Raw genomic sequence first — 15,388 nt, 5'->3', positions numbered from 1 at the left:
CGCGGTACGAGAGCTTGATGGGTCAGTTTTCAATACGACCCGGTACGGCCTCGCTGTTTTTTGTATACAACTGCGGATTCAGTCTTGGATCATTATACATTTTGAACTGATGGTATACCCGAAACGTGCGCTTGCCGAGTTTCACTTCTTCCAGTAACTGTTCCAGACAGTCAAGCAGCTGCTGACGCTGGGCGTGAATGGTCTGTAGTTTCTGCTGACAGGTCTGACGATGTGATTCATCAACGTCATGACGTGTCGCCTGTACGCCCATGTGATAAGATTTCAATGCCAGAATAGACAGGCGATCAATCATCATTCCGGGCGTTTCTGAATGCACGGGACAGGTATCAGGACTGGCTGGATTCAGGCGGCTGAACAGCCATTCGTCCATGGTCTCCATGCGATTGTTACGCTGTTGATTGCAGTGATCAATTTCCCGCTTTGCCCGATAGACGAACTCAAAGCCCATGTCTTCGCGGCGGGCACGGTCTTCTGCATTCCACAGTTGATAATTGAACGCGTGATTTTCTTCTACCAGCGCAAAAAAATCGTCATGACTCTGACTGATGCCATGCGCATTCCAGCGCAGGATGCAGTCATCATGCAGGGTGGCGATTGACCTGGGATGTGTTAATACATTCATAAGAATCCGGGTGAAAAATAAATAGCCTCGCAGTCTATCATAAGCGCTGCCCGCTCACAATTTACGGCGATTTGCGAGCAGGCGATCCACGGCGTTGGCAAAGGCCATTTTTTCCTTGGCGCCATAGGCCGCCGGGCCACCTGTCTGTGTACCTGTAGCACGTAGCTGCTCCATAATATCGCGCATGCCCAGACGCTGGCGAATATTATCTCTGGTATACAGCTCTCCACGCGGATTCAGAGCCAGCGCACCTTTCTCAATCACTTCGGCGGCCAGAGGAATGTCTGCGGTAATCACCAGATCATCGGCGTCAAGATGTTGTACAATGTAATTGTCTGCCACGTCAAAACCATGACCAACCCGCACGGTGCTGATCAGGGGTGAGGGTGGCACATTCAGCGCAGCGTTGGCGACGAGGATCAGATTCGTGTTGGTTCGTTTGGCGGCACGGTATAATATATCCTTTACAACCGCGGGACAGGCATCGGCGTCAACCCAGATTCGCATGGATAAAACATGGTTGGTGATTTGTAGTGGAAGAATAACGTTTTACCTAAGGCCTGTCAGCAAAAATTGACTCCGGCTTCTGTCTTACGTAAGCTGTCAGACCCTTTTGATGAAGGAGAACTCTTGAATGAAATGGTTGCCTGCTTTACTGAGTGTGTTATTGGTATCGGCCGCCCAGGCGGATGATAATTTTCCAGCATCCTGTCAGCCCATCGCCGTACAGAGCGATTCGCTGATTCTGAAAACAACCAAACCTCTGGTGGTGCTGATTCACAATATTTCAAGCAGCGATTTATGGATTACACATCCTGTCTCCGATCCCGGTGCCAGCGCCGGCTGGAGCAGCCGCCTGCAGGCGGGTAACTGGTCCGCCCTGTCTGTGGACAAAGCATCGTTTGAACTGAGCTGCATTGAGTCAAAGCCTGGCCATGAGCAACAGGTACCCTGCGTTGGCATGATAGGCGTCTGCGAATGGCCTGGCGTTAAAATTCCTGCGCAGTTAACCGGGACATTCTGGGCAGGTGAAGACATGGCTCTTCCCGCTTTGACCGCGCATATTGGTGGGCGTGGCTTTGTCATACCGGTCAGCACGCCCTGAAGCGGACATCGCGCTTGTGTAAATAATTATTCTTTTGTATTGAGTAAGTGTTAGACTAAGAGTAATTCTTGTAACAAAGTGGTGTCTGTGAGTAAAAAACCGAAAGATCCTTTCTATGAAAGGGAAAAAGAAAAATATGCCTTGCCCGTTCCCAGTCGGGAGCTGATTATGCAGGTTCTGGATGACTTTGGTCGCCCCATGTCGCGCAATCAATTGCTGGGCAAACTGAACGTAGAGCTTGAAGAAGAACAGGAAGCGCTGGGTTTTCGTCTGAAAGCCATGTTGCGTGACAATCAGATCATGCAGGACAGACGTGGCCGCTTCTGCCTTTTGGGGCGTATCAACCTGAAACGGGGTACCATTCAGGGGCACCCCGACGGCTTTGGCTTTTTCATCCCCGACGAGGGTGGCGACGACATGGTTCTGTCTGCCAGAGAAATGAAATCCGTCATGCATGGTGATCAGGTTCTGGCCTATCAGGTCGGTGTTGACCGGCGCGGTCGGCCGGAAGGCAAAATTCATGAAGTCATCGAACACGCCAACAGCACCGTAGTGGGTCGCTTTTTCAGCGAACATGGTGTTGGTTTCGTTCTTCCTGACAGCAAGCGCCTGACTCAGGACATCTCCGTGCCCCTGGAATATTCAGCCAACGCAAAAAACGGTCAGATGGTGCTGGTGGAAATTATTGCGTTTCCAGGCAAGCATAATCAGGCCGTTGGCAAGGTTATCCATATTCTCGGCGAGCACATGGCGCCCGGAATGGAAATCGAAGTGGCCATACATGCGCATGGCATCCCTGCCACATGGCCAGATGACGTGACGGCGGCAGTCGGCAGAATTTCCCAGCAGGTGACTGAGGAGCAATGCCGCGGACGCACGGATTTAAGACATCTGCCTTTTGTGACCATCGACGGCGATGACGCCAAGGATTTTGATGACGCTGTCTATTGCTATCAAAAAGACAAGGGCGGTTTCCAGCTGTTTGTCGCAATTGCCGACGTCAGCCATTACGTTCCCATAGGCTCTCCGCTTGATCAGGAAGCGGCCCGACGTGGAAATTCCGTTTATTTTCCTGGAAAAGTCGTGCCCATGCTGCCAGAAGCCCTGTCGAATGGTATCTGCTCATTAAATCCGAAAGTAGACAGATTGTGTATCGTGGCTGAAATGGCCATTGCAGCAGATGGTAAAATAACCCGTTCCCGCTTTTATCGAGCTGTTTTCCACTCCCAGGCGCGCCTCACCTATACACAGGTAGCTGACTGGCTGGGCAGAAATTCGGTTGATCCTGAGTTTGAAGCCATATGGCCGGCCCTGCAGGATTTAAATAAGCTGTACCAGGTCCTGCTGGGCGCAAGAAAATTACGTGGCGCCATGGATTTTGATACCACGGAAACACGTATCGAATTTGATGAGCATCGCAAAATTCAACAGGTTGTTCCTGTTGTCCGTAATGACGCCCATCGCCTGATTGAAGAGTGCATGCTGGCAGCCAATGTGGCCACAGCGCGCTTTCTCGAAAAGGCCGAAATTCCAACGCTGTACCGTGTTCACACAACGCCTGATGAGGACAAGATTCTGGCTTTGCGTCAATTTCTGGGCGAGTTGGGCCTGCAGCTCGATGGCGGTAAAAAACCTCATCCCAAGGATTTCCAGAAAACCCTGGCCAGTATTGGCGATAAACCAGAAAGGCACCTGATTGAAACTGTGATGCTGCGTTCCCTGAAACAGGCGCAATACCTTGAGAAAAATGAAGGTCATTTTGGTCTGGCGTACCCTGCCTATACGCATTTTACGTCTCCCATCCGTCGTTATCCGGACTTGTTGATACATCGTGCGATTGGGCATGTGATCGACAATCAGCCCATTGAGAAATTCCATTACAGTAACGACGATATGGCTCGTCTCGGCAAGCATTGTTCATCTACTGAGCGACGCGCTGATGAAGCCACGCGTGAAGTGGTCGCCTGGCTGAAATGTGAATACATGCAGGACAAGCTCGGCCAGGTGTTTGAAGGCACCATTTCAGCCGTCACAAGCTTTGGGGTTTTTGTTGAGTTAAATGATATTTATGTAGAAGGTCTGGTACACGTTACGTCTCTGAAAAATGATTATTATACCTTCGACTCGGTCAAACATCGTCTGGTGGGTGAACGTGGTGGCCATGTATACCGTCTTGGTGATCACATTACCGTCCTCGTAGCACGCGTGGATCTGGATGAACGAAAAATTGACTTTGAACCGGTTGGAAAGGAGTCAGGACATGACTGAACAGCTTGTATATGGTGTTCATGCGGTAACCGCTCTGCTTAATAATCCTCATCGTAAAACCAAGGCAGTTTATGTTAATCAGGAGAGGGATGATCAGCGCCTGCAGTCCCTCTGTGATTTGGCCGGGCAGCACAATATTCCGGTTGAGCAGTTGTCTGTGCAGAAAATGAAACAGCGTTTTCCCGATATGGCCCACCAGGGCGTGGTCGCCAGTGCCGCACCCCTGCCGGATTATAATGAAAGCGATTTGTTACCCTTGCTGGAAAAAAGCAGACAGCCCGGCCTGATTCTGATTCTCGATGGGGTAACCGATCCTCATAACCTTGGTGCGTGCCTGCGAACAGCCGATGCGGCCGGTGTTGATTTTGTTATTATTCCTAAAGATAAAAGTGCCAGCATTACCCCGGTTGTCAGCAAGGTGGCCTGCGGTGCTGCGGAATCCGTGCCCCTGGTGCGAGTGACTAACCTTGTGCGCGCCATGGAAATCATCAAGCAGGAAGGTGTGTGGATTTACGGCGCGGCTGGTGAGGCGCGCGAGTCGGTATATCAGCTGGACTTGAAATCAACCATCGCCATTGTAATGGGTGCGGAAGGCGATGGCCTGCGCCGCCTGACCCGCGAGCATTGTGATGGTCTGTTTGCCTTGCCCATGCTGGGCAGCGTAGACAGCCTGAATGTCTCGGTGGCGACCGGCGTGTCATTGTACGAGGTTGTAAGGCAGCGTCAGCTTTAAACGCAATACTTTTTTTGTACGCTATACTCTTGAAAAGAAACAATAGATTTTATTGCCAGTTTCCCAAACCAAAGGATGATCATGACTGGGTTTTTCCTGAGGGTAGCGCCGGCCTTTTTGCTCATCATTCGCGGCGTATTGTTTGCGTTAACCTGTTTGTTTTTTATCGCTCTGCTAGGGCAGTTTAACAGCCAGATGGCAAAAAACAGACAGCTAAACCTGCTGTTGCATATTGAACAGGTTGTGTCCAGGCCGATTAATCCCATCATCAGGTCGGTGGTTCCGCGTATCAACGGTTTTGACGCAACCAATCTGAGCAAGCTGTTATTGTCTTTATTTTTATCGTCCTGGTTACGGGGGCTGAATGGGCGTGTGTTGTCTTACCGTCATTACCTGCAGGAAAAGGAAAAACTGGAGCGCTGGCGTAAAGAAGAGCAGATTGACGATACCAACAGCCTGTATCTCGAACTCGAAAAAAAACTGGAACAGATTAATACCACGAAAGACAAGGCGCTCGCACAGAAACTGCATTTGGAATTTATGGAGCTGAAGAAAAAACTGGAAAGCAAGTCCCGCTTTCTGGCCTTTCTGTCCATAGACGTTGTTAACTCGACAGGTATGAAAAATCAGGAAGACAAATCCATGATTCAGCTCGATTTTCTCCGCTTTAAACGCCTCATACAGAAATTGCTGGATAAATATGGCTGCGTTAAATCAGCCTGGACACCCGATGGTGTGATGGTCTGCTTTGATACGGTTGAAAGTGCGGTGAGTGCCGCCAAAGAATCTCTGTTTGCGCTGAAACGCTTTAATAGCGAGAAAAAACAGATAAGTCATGATTTTGCCATCCGCTGCGGCATTCATGCCGGGCATATTTATTATGATGAAAAACTGCCCCTTGAAGAAATTACGGATCAGGTCATTGATATAGCCGGTCATATGCAAAAGCACGCTGAACCGGGGACAATAGCCATATCCAAATTATCGATTAAGCCGGTTGATAATCCAATAGGCTTCAAGGATCTCGGTAAAAAGGTGGATGAACTGGAAGTCTGTACCTGGGGATTAGAATAGCCTTTCTGGTCAGGGTTTGTACGTAATTCAGGATGAGATTATGTCTCTAAAAATGACGTTTTTAGGCAGTGGCTCGGCATTCACCATTGGTGATGGTAATTATCAATCGAATGTTATGCTCGAAAAAAACAATGATACGCTTCTTCTTGATGCAGGATCCGATTTGCGTTTTTCTCTTGCGGCTCAGAATCGTACTTATCATGATATTAATAATGTCTACATCAGTCACTTGCATGGCGATCACGTTGGGGGCCTGGAATGGCTGGCTCTGGCGACTTACTTTGATCCTGTATTTAAAAAGAAACTGAATTTATTCATATCTGACCAGTTGGTCGGCGATCTTTGGAACAAGAGTCTTGCAGGTGGTTTGAGAACCCTGGCTAATGAGCTTTCTATGCTCGATACCTATTTCAATGTTCATATCATTGATGGCGAGGGTGTATTTAAATGGCAGGGTATTGAATTCAAGCTTGTCCAGACTGTCCATGTCTACAGCGATTTTAAGCTGGTGCCCTGCTTTGGACTGCTGTTTAAATGTGGTTCAACCCGTGTGTTTTACACAGCAGACACCCAATACGCATCAAGCCAATTACTGGAGTTTTATCAGGAAGCAGACATTATTTTCCACGATTGCGAAACATTACCCATCAAAACCGGTGTTCATGCCCATTACACGGAACTGCTTAATGCACCTCTGGAATTTCGCAAAAAAATGTGGCTGTACCATTACAATCCGGGCGCTTTGCCCGATGCCAAAGCCGATGGCTTTCTCGGCTTTGTCACCAGAGGGCAGACGTTTGAGTTTTAGAGCAACAGGCCCGTTCTATCCGCGGGGCTGTTCAACAAACTGATGGATCGTTTTACTTAAACGCAAGACCAGTTCATCAATTTCATCATCACGGATAATCAGCGGCGGTAATAAACGAATGACCTGATCGGCCGTCACGTTAAACAGCACGCCGTTATCGAGCCCGATTTGACGCGCATCGCTGGCCGGTCTGTCCAGCTCGATACCCATCATCAGACCACGACCACGTATCGACTGTACCGCCGGGAGATCGCCTAATGCGTTCATCAGTTTTTCTTTCAGCAGAATACCACTTTGTTTTGCCCGCTCGCACAGATCATCGCGTTCGATAACATTCAAAACGGTGAGCGCGGTTGCAGAGGCCAGCTGGTTACCGCCAAAGGTAGAACCGTGACTACCCGGTTTGAATAAATCACAGGCGCGATTGTTCATCAGGCAGGCACCAATGGGAACACCATTACCCAGGCCCTTTGCTGTTGTGATGATATCCGGCGTGACACCTGCGTGCATACAGGCAAACAGGGCGCCAGTGCGTGCGTTGCCGGTCTGAATTTCGTCGGCAATAAAGAGCCAGTCGTGCTGCTCACACAGCTCAGCGACTGCCCGCAGGTAGGAATCGTCAGCGACAAAAATACCGCCTTCACCCTGGATTGGTTCCAGCATAACGGCCACAACGTCTTCACGATTGTGTGCGATGGTTTTCAGTGCTTCGATGTCATTGAAGGGAGCGCGTATGAAGCCTGGCACGAGCGGTTCAAAGCCTGCCTGAACCTTGCGGCTGCCAGATGCTGTCAAGGTGGCCATGGTTCGTCCATGAAAGGCACGCTCCATTACGATGACAGATGGCGTCACGATGCCTTTCTTATGCCCGTACAAACGTGTCAGTTTGATGGCCGCTTCATTGGCTTCAGCGCCGGAGTTGGAGAAAAACACCTGTTTCATGCCCGACATGCTGGTGAGCTTTTCCGCCAGCTCCTGCTGTTCCCTGATAATGAATCCATTGGACGTATGTAACAGTCTGGCAGCCTGACGCTGAATGGTCTGTGTCACATCAGGATGAGCATAACCAAGGCCACAGACAGCTATGCCGCTCAGGCCATCGAGATATTGTTTTCCCTGTTCATCAAACAGCCATACCCCTTCGCCATGTGTGAACGCAATGGGCATGGGGTTATATGCGGTGATTAAAGCCATTATCATTCCTTATCAATAATGGGCGCCTGTCATTGGCTGACGTGACATCTGACAGGCGCCAGAAGGGTTTTAACGCATGTTGTCAGCTACAAAATCCCAGTTTACCAGAGCCCAGAATGCATTCAGATAATCGGGGCGAACATTGCGGTAATCGATGTAGTAGGCATGTTCCCATACGTCGCAGGTCAACAGAGCCGTTAACCCGTTTGTCATCGGTGTGCCAGCGTTGCTGGTGCTGACAATGCTCAGTTTTCCTTCGTTGTCCTGTACCAGCCAGGCCCAGCCTGATCCAAAGGTTCCGATGGCGGTCTGTGTGAATTTTTCCTTGAACTCAGCAAAAGATCCGAAAGCCTTATTGATGGCATCGGCTACCTTGCCTGTGGGCTCGCCGCCACCGTTGGGGCTTAAACTATGCCAGTAAAAGGTGTGATTCCACACTTGTGCCGCATTATTAAATACGCCGCCAGACGATTTCATGATGATTTCGTCCAGACTGGCTGATTCGAACTCGGTTCCTGCAATTAATTTATTAAGATTAACAACATAAGTGTTATGATGCTTGCCGTAGTGGTACTCCAGCGTTTCTTTTGAAATATGAGGAACAAGAGCATCCATTGCATAAGGAAGCTGGGGTAGGGTAAAGGCCATGAGAATCTCCATTGGTTATTCAGAAAGGCAAGTTTAGCAGGAAGATACGCCTACCGGAATTGACGGACAAGGTTTTTATTTACCTGCTTTTCCCCCCGGCAGTTGCGAATTGGTCGGATTTTCGCCATAATTGAACATATTTTCGATTTACTTAATACAGGTGACGACGTGGAAACAATTGACAAAATAAAGAAACAGATTTCTGACAATGCCATCATTTTATATATGAAAGGCAGTCCCAAGGCTCCCCAATGTGGATTTTCCGCACGGGCTGTACAATGCATTGAAGCCTGTGGCGTCGATTTTGCCTATGTGGATATCCTGGCTAATCCCGATATTCGTCAAACGCTGCCTTCGTATTCTGACTGGCCAACTTTCCCGCAGTTGTATATCAAGGGCGAGCTTGTCGGCGGTTCAGACATTATTGCCGAGTTGTATCAGCAGGGTGAGCTCGAATCGATGCTGCACGAAGCGGTAACCCAGTAAATTTGATTAAAAAGGAGTATATAGATGAGTGTTTTAGTTGGACGCAAGGCCCCCGATTTCACTGTTCCTGCCGTTCTGGGCACAGGCGAAATCACCGATAAATATAATCTGCACACAGCACTGGAAGGAAAATACGGTCTGGTGTTTTTCTATCCTCTCGATTTCACGTTTGTCTGCCCATCCGAGCTGATTGCTCTGCATCATCGTATGGACGAACTGAAAAGTCGCAATGTTGAAGTAGTTGCCGTGTCTATCGACTCACAATTCACTCACAATGCCTACCGTAACACATCGATTAAAGATGGCGGTATTGGTCCTGTTGGCTTTACCATGGCCGCGGACATCGCTCACACCATCTGCCAGTCGTATGGCGTAGAACACCCCGTCGCTGGCGTAGCCTTCCGCGGTGCCTTTGTTATCGATAAACACGGCATGGTGCGCTCGCAGATTGTTAACGATCTGCCAATTGGCCGCAACATCGATGAATTGATTCGTATTATCGATGCGGTACAGTTCAACGAAGAGCATGGCGAAGTCTGCCCAGCCGGCTGGACAAAAGGCAAAGCAGGCATGAAAGCCTCACCCAAAGGTGTCGCTGACTACCTTTCCAGTCATTCACAGGATTTGTAAAAACAGCAAAAAAGCAGCCCTCGGGCTGCTTTTTTATTTCAGGGCATCACGCCAGGTGTTTAACATCGCACAAAACAAATCCGCCGTTTTTTCCGCATCATAAATCGCCGAATGCGCTTCGTTAGGATCAAATTTTAATCCTGCGGCCTTCACTGCCTTGGCCAGAACCGTCTGCCCATACACAAACCCAGCCAGCGTCGCCGTATCAAAACAGGTAAATGCGTGAAAGGGCGATTTGACTTTGGTTCGCTTAATGGCCTCCCTGACAAAAAGCAAATCAAACCAGGCGTTATGGCCTACCAGCACAGCCCGCTGACAGCGGCTGGCCTTGAGTGCTTCATTGATGGGCTTAAACAAATTCTGTAAAGCCGTCTGTTCATCAACAGCAAATCGCAGGGGTTGATAAGGATCTATCTGGTTAAAAGCAAGCGAAGCCGGATCGAGTTCTGCGCCCTGAAACGGGGCGATATGTTCAAAATGCGTCGATTGCCGGCTGAACTCCCCATCTTCATTCATGGTAATAATGACAGCACACATTTCGAGCAGGGCATGACGTGAGGGATCCAGCCCGGCCGTTTCCACATCAATCACCACAGGCAGAAAACCGCGGAAACGTTCTTTCATTTTATTGCCAAGTACCAGTTCAAATGGATTCATAAACACTCCAGGGCAGCGTTTCCCCGGCCGCCATCGGCACGATTTCATCCGCGCCAAAGGCCAGTACGGGTGGAACATGCTGTTCCTGTTTTATCAGCACAAGCTGCTCCTCATTGACCGGAACACGATAAAAATCAGCACCATGCCGGCTTAGAAAGGCATTGAGATGTGGCAGCTGTCCTTCCTGTTCAAAAACCTGAGCGTAAAAAGCCAGTGCATAAGGTGCGGAGTAAATCCCTGCACACCCACAGGCGTTTTCCTTGGTACTTCTGGCATGAGGCGCGCTGTCGGTGCCGGCAAAGAATTTCGGGTGGCCACTGATGGCTGCCTGTACAATAGCCTGTCGGTCGCGCTCATGCTTCAGGACTGGCAGACAGTAGTAATGCGGGCGAATACCTCCGGCCAGCAGGCGATTGCGATTATACAGCATATGATGTGGCGTAATGGTCGCCGCAACCGTTTCCGGGCTGTCCTTAACAAAATCAACCGCTGCCTGAGTGGAAATGTGCTCCAAAACGATTCGCAGGCGTGGAAAATCCTTAACCAATTTCTCAAGGTAGTCTGTAATGAATACCGCTTCACGATCGAAGATATCGCCTTCCGTTACTTCGCCATGGATTTGCAAAACCAAATCACAGTCCTGCATGACCTCAATCAGAGGGTAGATGGCACGTAATGACGACACGCCTTCGTCTGAGTTGGTGGTAGCGCCAGCCGGATAAAGCTTGGCTCCCATGATATCAGGATGATTCCTGCTGGCCTCTATGTCATCCGCCGACAGTGAACTGTTGAGATAAAAGGTCATCATGGGTCTGAAGCCCGAGCCGGGCGGCAGAGCCGCCAAAATCCGGCCGCGGTAATCAAGCAGGGAAGCCAGAGTCGTCAGAGGTGGTTTTAAATTCGGCATAACCAGTGCGCGGGCAAAATGACGGGCGCTGGCGCTCACGGTATGAGGTAAAACCTGGCCATCGCGAAGGTGGACATGCCAGTCATCGGGTCGGGAAATTGTAAGGGTTTGCAAAATAGAACGTCCTTCTGCCTGAAAAGTGATAGAAGAATATCATGATTTTCTTGCCAAACGGCATTTCTTGCATTATTTTGGATGGGTGATCTTGTTTTGTCGGGTAATTTTCAGCTATTTCAATTCTGAAATGAAAAGGGCCTTGAGTCTCATTTGTTGATTGTGGGCATTAAAAAAACATAATAGTTTTTGTGTGCTCAATATATTAAATTTAAAATGAAATTTAGTGGAAATAGTGTTGACTTTGACAAACCAGCGTTTGATAATTTGACCATGTACGTTCTCGGTTAGAGCGATGATTGCGTACTGTGGTCAAACCCATCTTGGTGGGCTGGCGACAAAAAAACCGGAAATTAATAATAAAAAAGTGGAGATGAAGCATGTTAAATTTGAAAAAAACAGCAGTGGCTGTTCTTGCTTTAGGTAGCAGTGCAGTATTTGCTGGAACAATGGGTCCAGTCTGCACACCTGGAAGCGTTACTGTTCCTTGCGAAAGAACTGCCTGGGACTTTGGTATTCAGGCTCTGTACCTGCAACCTACACAAGATATTTTTGCTGGTGCAAGAATTACTACCAACAACAACCAGACTCACGTTCGTTACAACGACATCGACGCTGACTGGGGATGGGGCTTCAAGCTGGAAGGTTCTTACCACTTCAACACTGGAAATGACCTGAACATCAACTGGTACCACTACAACAAAACAACAGATCATAACCTGAACCTGAATGTAAACGGTACTAACCTGTTGAACGTTCGTGCCAGCCTCGAACCTAAATGGGATGCTGTTAACTTCGAATTCGGCCAACACGTTGATTTCGGCGAGCAAAAAAATATCCGTTTCCATGGCGGTGCCCAATACGTTCGTATCGAGCATGAGTTCCGTTCACGTTTCCGTGGTAACAACGTAAACCTGTTGAACATCAACACTGACTTCAACGGTTTCGGACCACGTTTGGGTATGGACATGTCCTATGACCTGGGCAACGGTTTCGCAATCTACGGTAACGGTGCTACTGCTCTGTTGATTGGTACAAGCGACTTCCACACAAACCTGGCTAACACTGTATTCGCAAGTGGCTCCAAAACAATTATGTCTCCTGAACTGGAAGGCAAATTGGGCGCAACTTACACATACTCAATGGCCCAAGGTGATTTGAGCCTGGACGTTGGTTACATGTGGGTTAACTACTTCGACGTAGCCAGAACTCCTGTTATCGATGCTCTGACTAACACCAATTTCTCTCTGAGCGGTCCTTACATTGGTGCTAAATGGGTTGGTAACGTATAATCTGTTAGGTTAACACGCTTTGATAAAGCCCATCTGTATTTGATGGGCTTTTTTTTTACATTCAAATGGAGTAATAATGTTAAAGAAAACGACTTTCGCCGTATTAGGCCTTGTATTCTGTGGCGCCGCATCTGCAGGTATGTATTCTACCCCCCCAGCTCCAACCTGCACACCAGGTGATGTCACAGTTCCCTGTGAAGCAACCAAATGGGATGTTGGTATTCAGGCCTTATACCTGCAGCCTCTGTACAGCAGCGGTTTGACTTACGTAACACTGGGCGATAACAATTACCATAATGTCGACGCCGATTGGGGATGGGGCTACCGTCTTCAAGGTTCCTACCATTACAATACGGGTAGCGACATAACTATTAACTGGTCACATTATGATGTAGACGGTCTGTTGGGACGCTTTAACGGTTCTTATATTCAGTTAACACCTGCGCCCGTTGCCATTCCTGCACAATATAACCTTTATCTCGACAACCAATACGATCAGGTAAACCTGGTTTTTGGACAACACGTTGACATGGGTCTGGTTAAAAATGCCCGTTTCTACACAGGTCTCCAGTATGCTCGAATTCAGGTAGAAGCGAATCGCATATTCGAAGTACCGGCCATTTTTTCAGCAGCAACACGTGGCGGAGCCAGACGCGTAGGCAGTGCGGACTTTAACGGCATGGGACCTGTCATCGGAATTGATTATTCTTATGACCTGTCACACGGATTGAGCCTGACTGCAAACACAGCAGCATCTCTGCTGTACGGTTCTGCACGCGTCAGCGTTGCTACCAGCTATAACAATGGACTGGTTGTTGCGTCTGAATACGGCAGCACTAAGAAAATGACCACCGGTCTGGAAGCAAAACTCGGTGCTAACTATGCCTACGAAATGGCACAGGGCGTGCTGAATCTGGAAGGTGGTTATCAGACAGTGAACTATTTCAATGTTCTGAATACCGGTCTGTTAAGCGGCACCACAAACTTTGGATTATACGGTCCTTATTTTGGTGTTAAATGGCTGGGTAACGCTTAATCACCGTTCAAACACAATCTGGACTCCATTGAGAGTCCAGATTTTATCTACCAGAGTTTTTTTTCATCTTAATGTAATTAAAAAATCTTTTATCCCCACTCTCGCAGAATCTGCGATTCCCTGTATAATCAGTGCGCGACAAGACCTAAGAAGCAAAAAAATAGTCAGGAGTACCGCGCGTGAAACACACAGCTTTAATTTTGGCGTTAGCCGCCGTTTCAATCCCTTCCTTCGCTGCCGATAACGAAGAGCTACAGCAGCAGATTATCCGATTACAAAAACAATCACTGGAAATGCAAAAACAGCTTGAGCAGCTGCAAAAACAATTAATCAGTCAGCGTAAGGTCGAAAAACTTCCTGTAAAAGCCCCCCGGGTCGCAAAAAATACAACAGCGCCAAAGCCCACAAAGCGTAGGGAACGGCAGCAGGTCCAACTGGTTAAACCACCTGCACAGACTTATCACGACAGCACACTTTATATCCACAGACCCAATAACCAGGCCGATCCACACAGCTTTTTTCCATCGGCTCTTATAGCAGATGGCCGCGTGGTCACCTATATCGCCGGAACACCGGTAGTGACCTCGCCGTATACAGGCGATCGTCCCGCGTTCGATGGCTCGGATTACATCGTCAATATTTCCAGTATTAACCGTGATATTCGGTTAATGGAGCAACGTAGACGCCTGTATCATGCCTACGAACAAATCGGATATCCCATTCCTAATATTCCTATTGTTGCTATCAGCGGTAAATCAGAGCCGGTTATCAGCACGTCACGATCCTACGCTGGAAATTCAAGCTCTGATCTGACGCTTGGATCCAGTGAACTGGATGTTGCGGCTGCCCTGAACCGCTACGTAGAAGCATTTATGTCCATTGCCTACGATGAGTCACCGCCAGTGCTTAACGCCCAGCGCGTATCTAATTCTTCGTTTGATCTGAATCTGGGTTTTGTTAACATCGGCAACCTCGATGTGACACCCATCTATTTTACCGCAGGCCAGGTCTATGCACCCTTTGGCCGTTATTCCAGTGCGATGATTAGCTCACCGATTACCCTGACCCTGGCGCGAACAAAAACCCGTCCCGCGATACTGGGTTATAAATCACAGGGTCCCTCCGGTCCATACGCCGCCGCTTATGGTTTTACATCCGACACAACACTTGGCGGCTCAGGTGTGGGCGGGGTGAATCTTGGCTACATATTCTCCGGTCATGATGTGTCTGGAGATATTGGTGTGGGTTACATTGGCTCCATGAACGATGCTCAGGGGATGCAGATAACCGGTTCGGCCCCCTATACTACTTTTGGTGGTTTTGCTTCAATAACAAACGGCAGCGAGGCTGTCGCGAAGACACCAGGCCTTGATATACATGGTAACATCAGTTTTGATCGCTACAGCCTGACCGCGGAATGGGTCGGTGCCAGCAGAGCCTTCCGCACACAGGATCTGAGCTTTAATGGCCGAGGCGCCAAACCACAGGCAGCACAACTGGAAGCAGGTGTTACGTTTATTACCTTTGACAAACCGGCCTCACTGGGCTTCGGATATCAGTGGTCAAAAGAAACGCTGGCCCTGAATTTGCCGAAAAAACGAATCAGTGGTGTGTTTAATATTTCAATCTGGAAAGACACTGTCGAAAGTCTGGAATACCGACACGACATTGATTTTTCAGCCAATACCTTTGCCAATGGCGCCGCACCTGTTAATGTAGTCAATGCCAATACCATCGGAACTGGTAAATCAGCAGACACACTGATTGCTCAAATTGGTGTATACTTCTAACCT

The 15,388-nt window shown here is 48.7% G+C and carries 16 protein-coding genes; 10 read left to right on the top strand and 6 right to left on the bottom strand.

Translation table 11 applies throughout. The annotated features are described in order from the left end of the window. Window positions 1–22: 22 nt before the first annotated feature. Together ACQUTA_RS01950 and ACQUTA_RS01945 are read right to left on the bottom strand one after the other, a co-directional pair. Complete coding sequence (locus ACQUTA_RS01950; RefSeq protein ID WP_444986511.1) at window positions 23–643, bottom strand: DUF4254 domain-containing protein; 621 nt, start codon at window positions 641–643, stop codon at window positions 23–25. A 54-nt stretch (window positions 644–697) separates the two neighbouring features. Continuing rightward, on the bottom strand, window positions 698–1,150 hold the full coding sequence (locus ACQUTA_RS01945; protein WP_444986510.1) for a YaiI/YqxD family protein: 453 nt from the start codon (window positions 1,148–1,150) through the stop codon (window positions 698–700). 127 nt (window positions 1,151–1,277) lie between these two features. On the opposite strand from ACQUTA_RS01945, the gene ACQUTA_RS01940 reads away from it, so the two are divergent. From ACQUTA_RS01940 to ACQUTA_RS01920, 5 genes are all read left to right on the top strand, one after another. Next, window positions 1,278–1,748 (top strand): hypothetical protein, encoded by a 471-nt coding sequence (locus ACQUTA_RS01940; RefSeq protein WP_444986509.1) that lies wholly within the window; start codon window positions 1,278–1,280, stop codon window positions 1,746–1,748. An 87-nt stretch (window positions 1,749–1,835) separates the two neighbouring features. Further along, complete coding sequence (gene rnr, locus ACQUTA_RS01935; protein WP_444986508.1) at window positions 1,836–4,016, top strand: ribonuclease R; 2,181 nt, start codon at window positions 1,836–1,838, stop codon at window positions 4,014–4,016. Continuing rightward, window positions 4,009–4,749, top strand: a complete 741-nt coding sequence (gene rlmB / locus ACQUTA_RS01930; RefSeq protein ID WP_444986507.1) for a 23S rRNA (guanosine(2251)-2'-O)-methyltransferase RlmB — start codon at window positions 4,009–4,011, stop codon at window positions 4,747–4,749. The genes rnr and rlmB overlap by 8 nt, the downstream gene beginning before the upstream one ends. An 81-nt stretch (window positions 4,750–4,830) precedes the next feature. Then, window positions 4,831–5,823: a hypothetical protein gene (locus ACQUTA_RS01925; protein WP_444986506.1), complete on the top strand. Its 993-nt coding sequence runs from the start codon at window positions 4,831–4,833 to the stop codon at window positions 5,821–5,823. A 40-nt stretch (window positions 5,824–5,863) separates the two neighbouring features. Then, window positions 5,864–6,631 (top strand): MBL fold metallo-hydrolase, encoded by a 768-nt coding sequence (locus ACQUTA_RS01920; RefSeq protein WP_444986505.1) that lies wholly within the window; start codon window positions 5,864–5,866, stop codon window positions 6,629–6,631. Window positions 6,632–6,646: 15 nt separating this feature from the next. Here the strand turns inward: ACQUTA_RS01920 and ACQUTA_RS01915 are convergent, their stop codons facing one another. Both ACQUTA_RS01915 and sodB read right to left on the bottom strand, forming a co-directional pair. After that, window positions 6,647–7,825: an aspartate aminotransferase family protein gene (locus ACQUTA_RS01915; RefSeq protein WP_444986504.1), complete on the bottom strand. Its 1,179-nt coding sequence runs from the start codon at window positions 7,823–7,825 to the stop codon at window positions 6,647–6,649. A 69-nt stretch (window positions 7,826–7,894) separates the two neighbouring features. Continuing rightward, a complete protein-coding gene (gene sodB / locus ACQUTA_RS01910) occupies window positions 7,895–8,473 on the bottom strand; it encodes a superoxide dismutase [Fe] (protein WP_444986503.1) in 579 nt (192 codons plus the stop codon). 168 nt (window positions 8,474–8,641) lie between these two features. On the opposite strand from sodB, the gene grxD reads away from it, so the two are divergent. Together grxD and ACQUTA_RS01900 are read left to right on the top strand one after the other, a co-directional pair. After that, entirely contained in the window at window positions 8,642–8,959 is a 318-nt protein-coding gene (gene grxD / locus ACQUTA_RS01905; protein WP_444986502.1) for a Grx4 family monothiol glutaredoxin, read from the top strand. Between the two features lie 24 nt (window positions 8,960–8,983). Further along, window positions 8,984–9,589: a peroxiredoxin gene (locus ACQUTA_RS01900; RefSeq protein ID WP_444986501.1), complete on the top strand. Its 606-nt coding sequence runs from the start codon at window positions 8,984–8,986 to the stop codon at window positions 9,587–9,589. Between the two features lie 33 nt (window positions 9,590–9,622). Here the strand turns inward: ACQUTA_RS01900 and rnt are convergent, their stop codons facing one another. Together rnt and pyrC are read right to left on the bottom strand one after the other, a co-directional pair. Further along, window positions 9,623–10,246 carry a ribonuclease T gene (rnt, locus tag ACQUTA_RS01895; protein WP_444986500.1) on the bottom strand — a complete coding sequence of 208 codons (624 nt, stop codon included), beginning with the start codon at window positions 10,244–10,246 and terminating at the stop codon, window positions 9,623–9,625. Then, entirely contained in the window at window positions 10,233–11,267 is a 1,035-nt protein-coding gene (pyrC, locus tag ACQUTA_RS01890; protein WP_444986499.1) for a dihydroorotase, read from the bottom strand. Before pyrC ends, rnt begins: the two co-directional genes overlap by 14 nt. A 380-nt stretch (window positions 11,268–11,647) precedes the next feature. Between pyrC and ACQUTA_RS01885 the strand changes: the two genes are divergently transcribed. The 3 genes from ACQUTA_RS01885 (at window position 11,648) to ACQUTA_RS01875 (ending at window position 15,385) form a co-directional block, all read left to right on the top strand. Further along, a complete protein-coding gene (locus ACQUTA_RS01885) occupies window positions 11,648–12,559 on the top strand; it encodes an Lpg1974 family pore-forming outer membrane protein (RefSeq protein WP_444986498.1) in 912 nt (303 codons plus the stop codon). A gap of 76 nt (window positions 12,560–12,635) precedes the next feature. Next, window positions 12,636–13,595, top strand: coding sequence for an Lpg1974 family pore-forming outer membrane protein (locus ACQUTA_RS01880; protein WP_444986497.1), 960 nt, complete (start codon window positions 12,636–12,638; stop codon window positions 13,593–13,595). Window positions 13,596–13,774: 179 nt separating this feature from the next. After that, a complete protein-coding gene (locus ACQUTA_RS01875; RefSeq protein WP_444986496.1) occupies window positions 13,775–15,385 on the top strand; it encodes an LbtU family siderophore porin in 1,611 nt (536 codons plus the stop codon). Window positions 15,386–15,388: the final 3 nt, after the last annotated feature.

It is taken from the genome of Legionella navarrensis, from assembly GCF_052527415.1.
Note: the sequence above shows the minus strand (reverse complement) of the source record. Positions and strands in the feature narration are given on the sequence as shown.

What these genes read in the sequence shown, in the direction of transcription:
- ACQUTA_RS01925 (WP_444986506.1), top strand. Translation starts at nt 4,831, where the DNA reads ATGACTGGGTTTTTCCTGAGGGTAGCGCCGGCCTTTTTGCTCATCATT.
- ACQUTA_RS01900 (WP_444986501.1), top strand. Translation starts at nt 8,984, where the DNA reads ATGAGTGTTTTAGTTGGACGCAAGGCCCCCGATTTCACTGTTCCTGCC.
- rlmB (WP_444986507.1), top strand. Translation starts at nt 4,009, where the DNA reads ATGACTGAACAGCTTGTATATGGTGTTCATGCGGTAACCGCTCTGCTT.
- ACQUTA_RS01880 (WP_444986497.1), top strand. Translation starts at nt 12,636, where the DNA reads ATGTTAAAGAAAACGACTTTCGCCGTATTAGGCCTTGTATTCTGTGGC.
- rnt (WP_444986500.1), bottom strand. Translation starts at nt 10,246, where the DNA reads ATGAATCCATTTGAACTGGTACTTGGCAATAAAATGAAAGAACGTTTC.
- ACQUTA_RS01940 (WP_444986509.1), top strand. Translation starts at nt 1,278, where the DNA reads ATGAAATGGTTGCCTGCTTTACTGAGTGTGTTATTGGTATCGGCCGCC.
- ACQUTA_RS01885 (WP_444986498.1), top strand. Translation starts at nt 11,648, where the DNA reads ATGTTAAATTTGAAAAAAACAGCAGTGGCTGTTCTTGCTTTAGGTAGC.
- sodB (WP_444986503.1), bottom strand. Translation starts at nt 8,473, where the DNA reads ATGGCCTTTACCCTACCCCAGCTTCCTTATGCAATGGATGCTCTTGTT.
- ACQUTA_RS01950 (WP_444986511.1), bottom strand. Translation starts at nt 643, where the DNA reads ATGAATGTATTAACACATCCCAGGTCAATCGCCACCCTGCATGATGAC.
- ACQUTA_RS01945 (WP_444986510.1), bottom strand. Translation starts at nt 1,150, where the DNA reads ATGCGAATCTGGGTTGACGCCGATGCCTGTCCCGCGGTTGTAAAGGAT.
- ACQUTA_RS01915 (WP_444986504.1), bottom strand. Translation starts at nt 7,825, where the DNA reads ATGGCTTTAATCACCGCATATAACCCCATGCCCATTGCGTTCACACAT.
- ACQUTA_RS01920 (WP_444986505.1), top strand. Translation starts at nt 5,864, where the DNA reads ATGTCTCTAAAAATGACGTTTTTAGGCAGTGGCTCGGCATTCACCATT.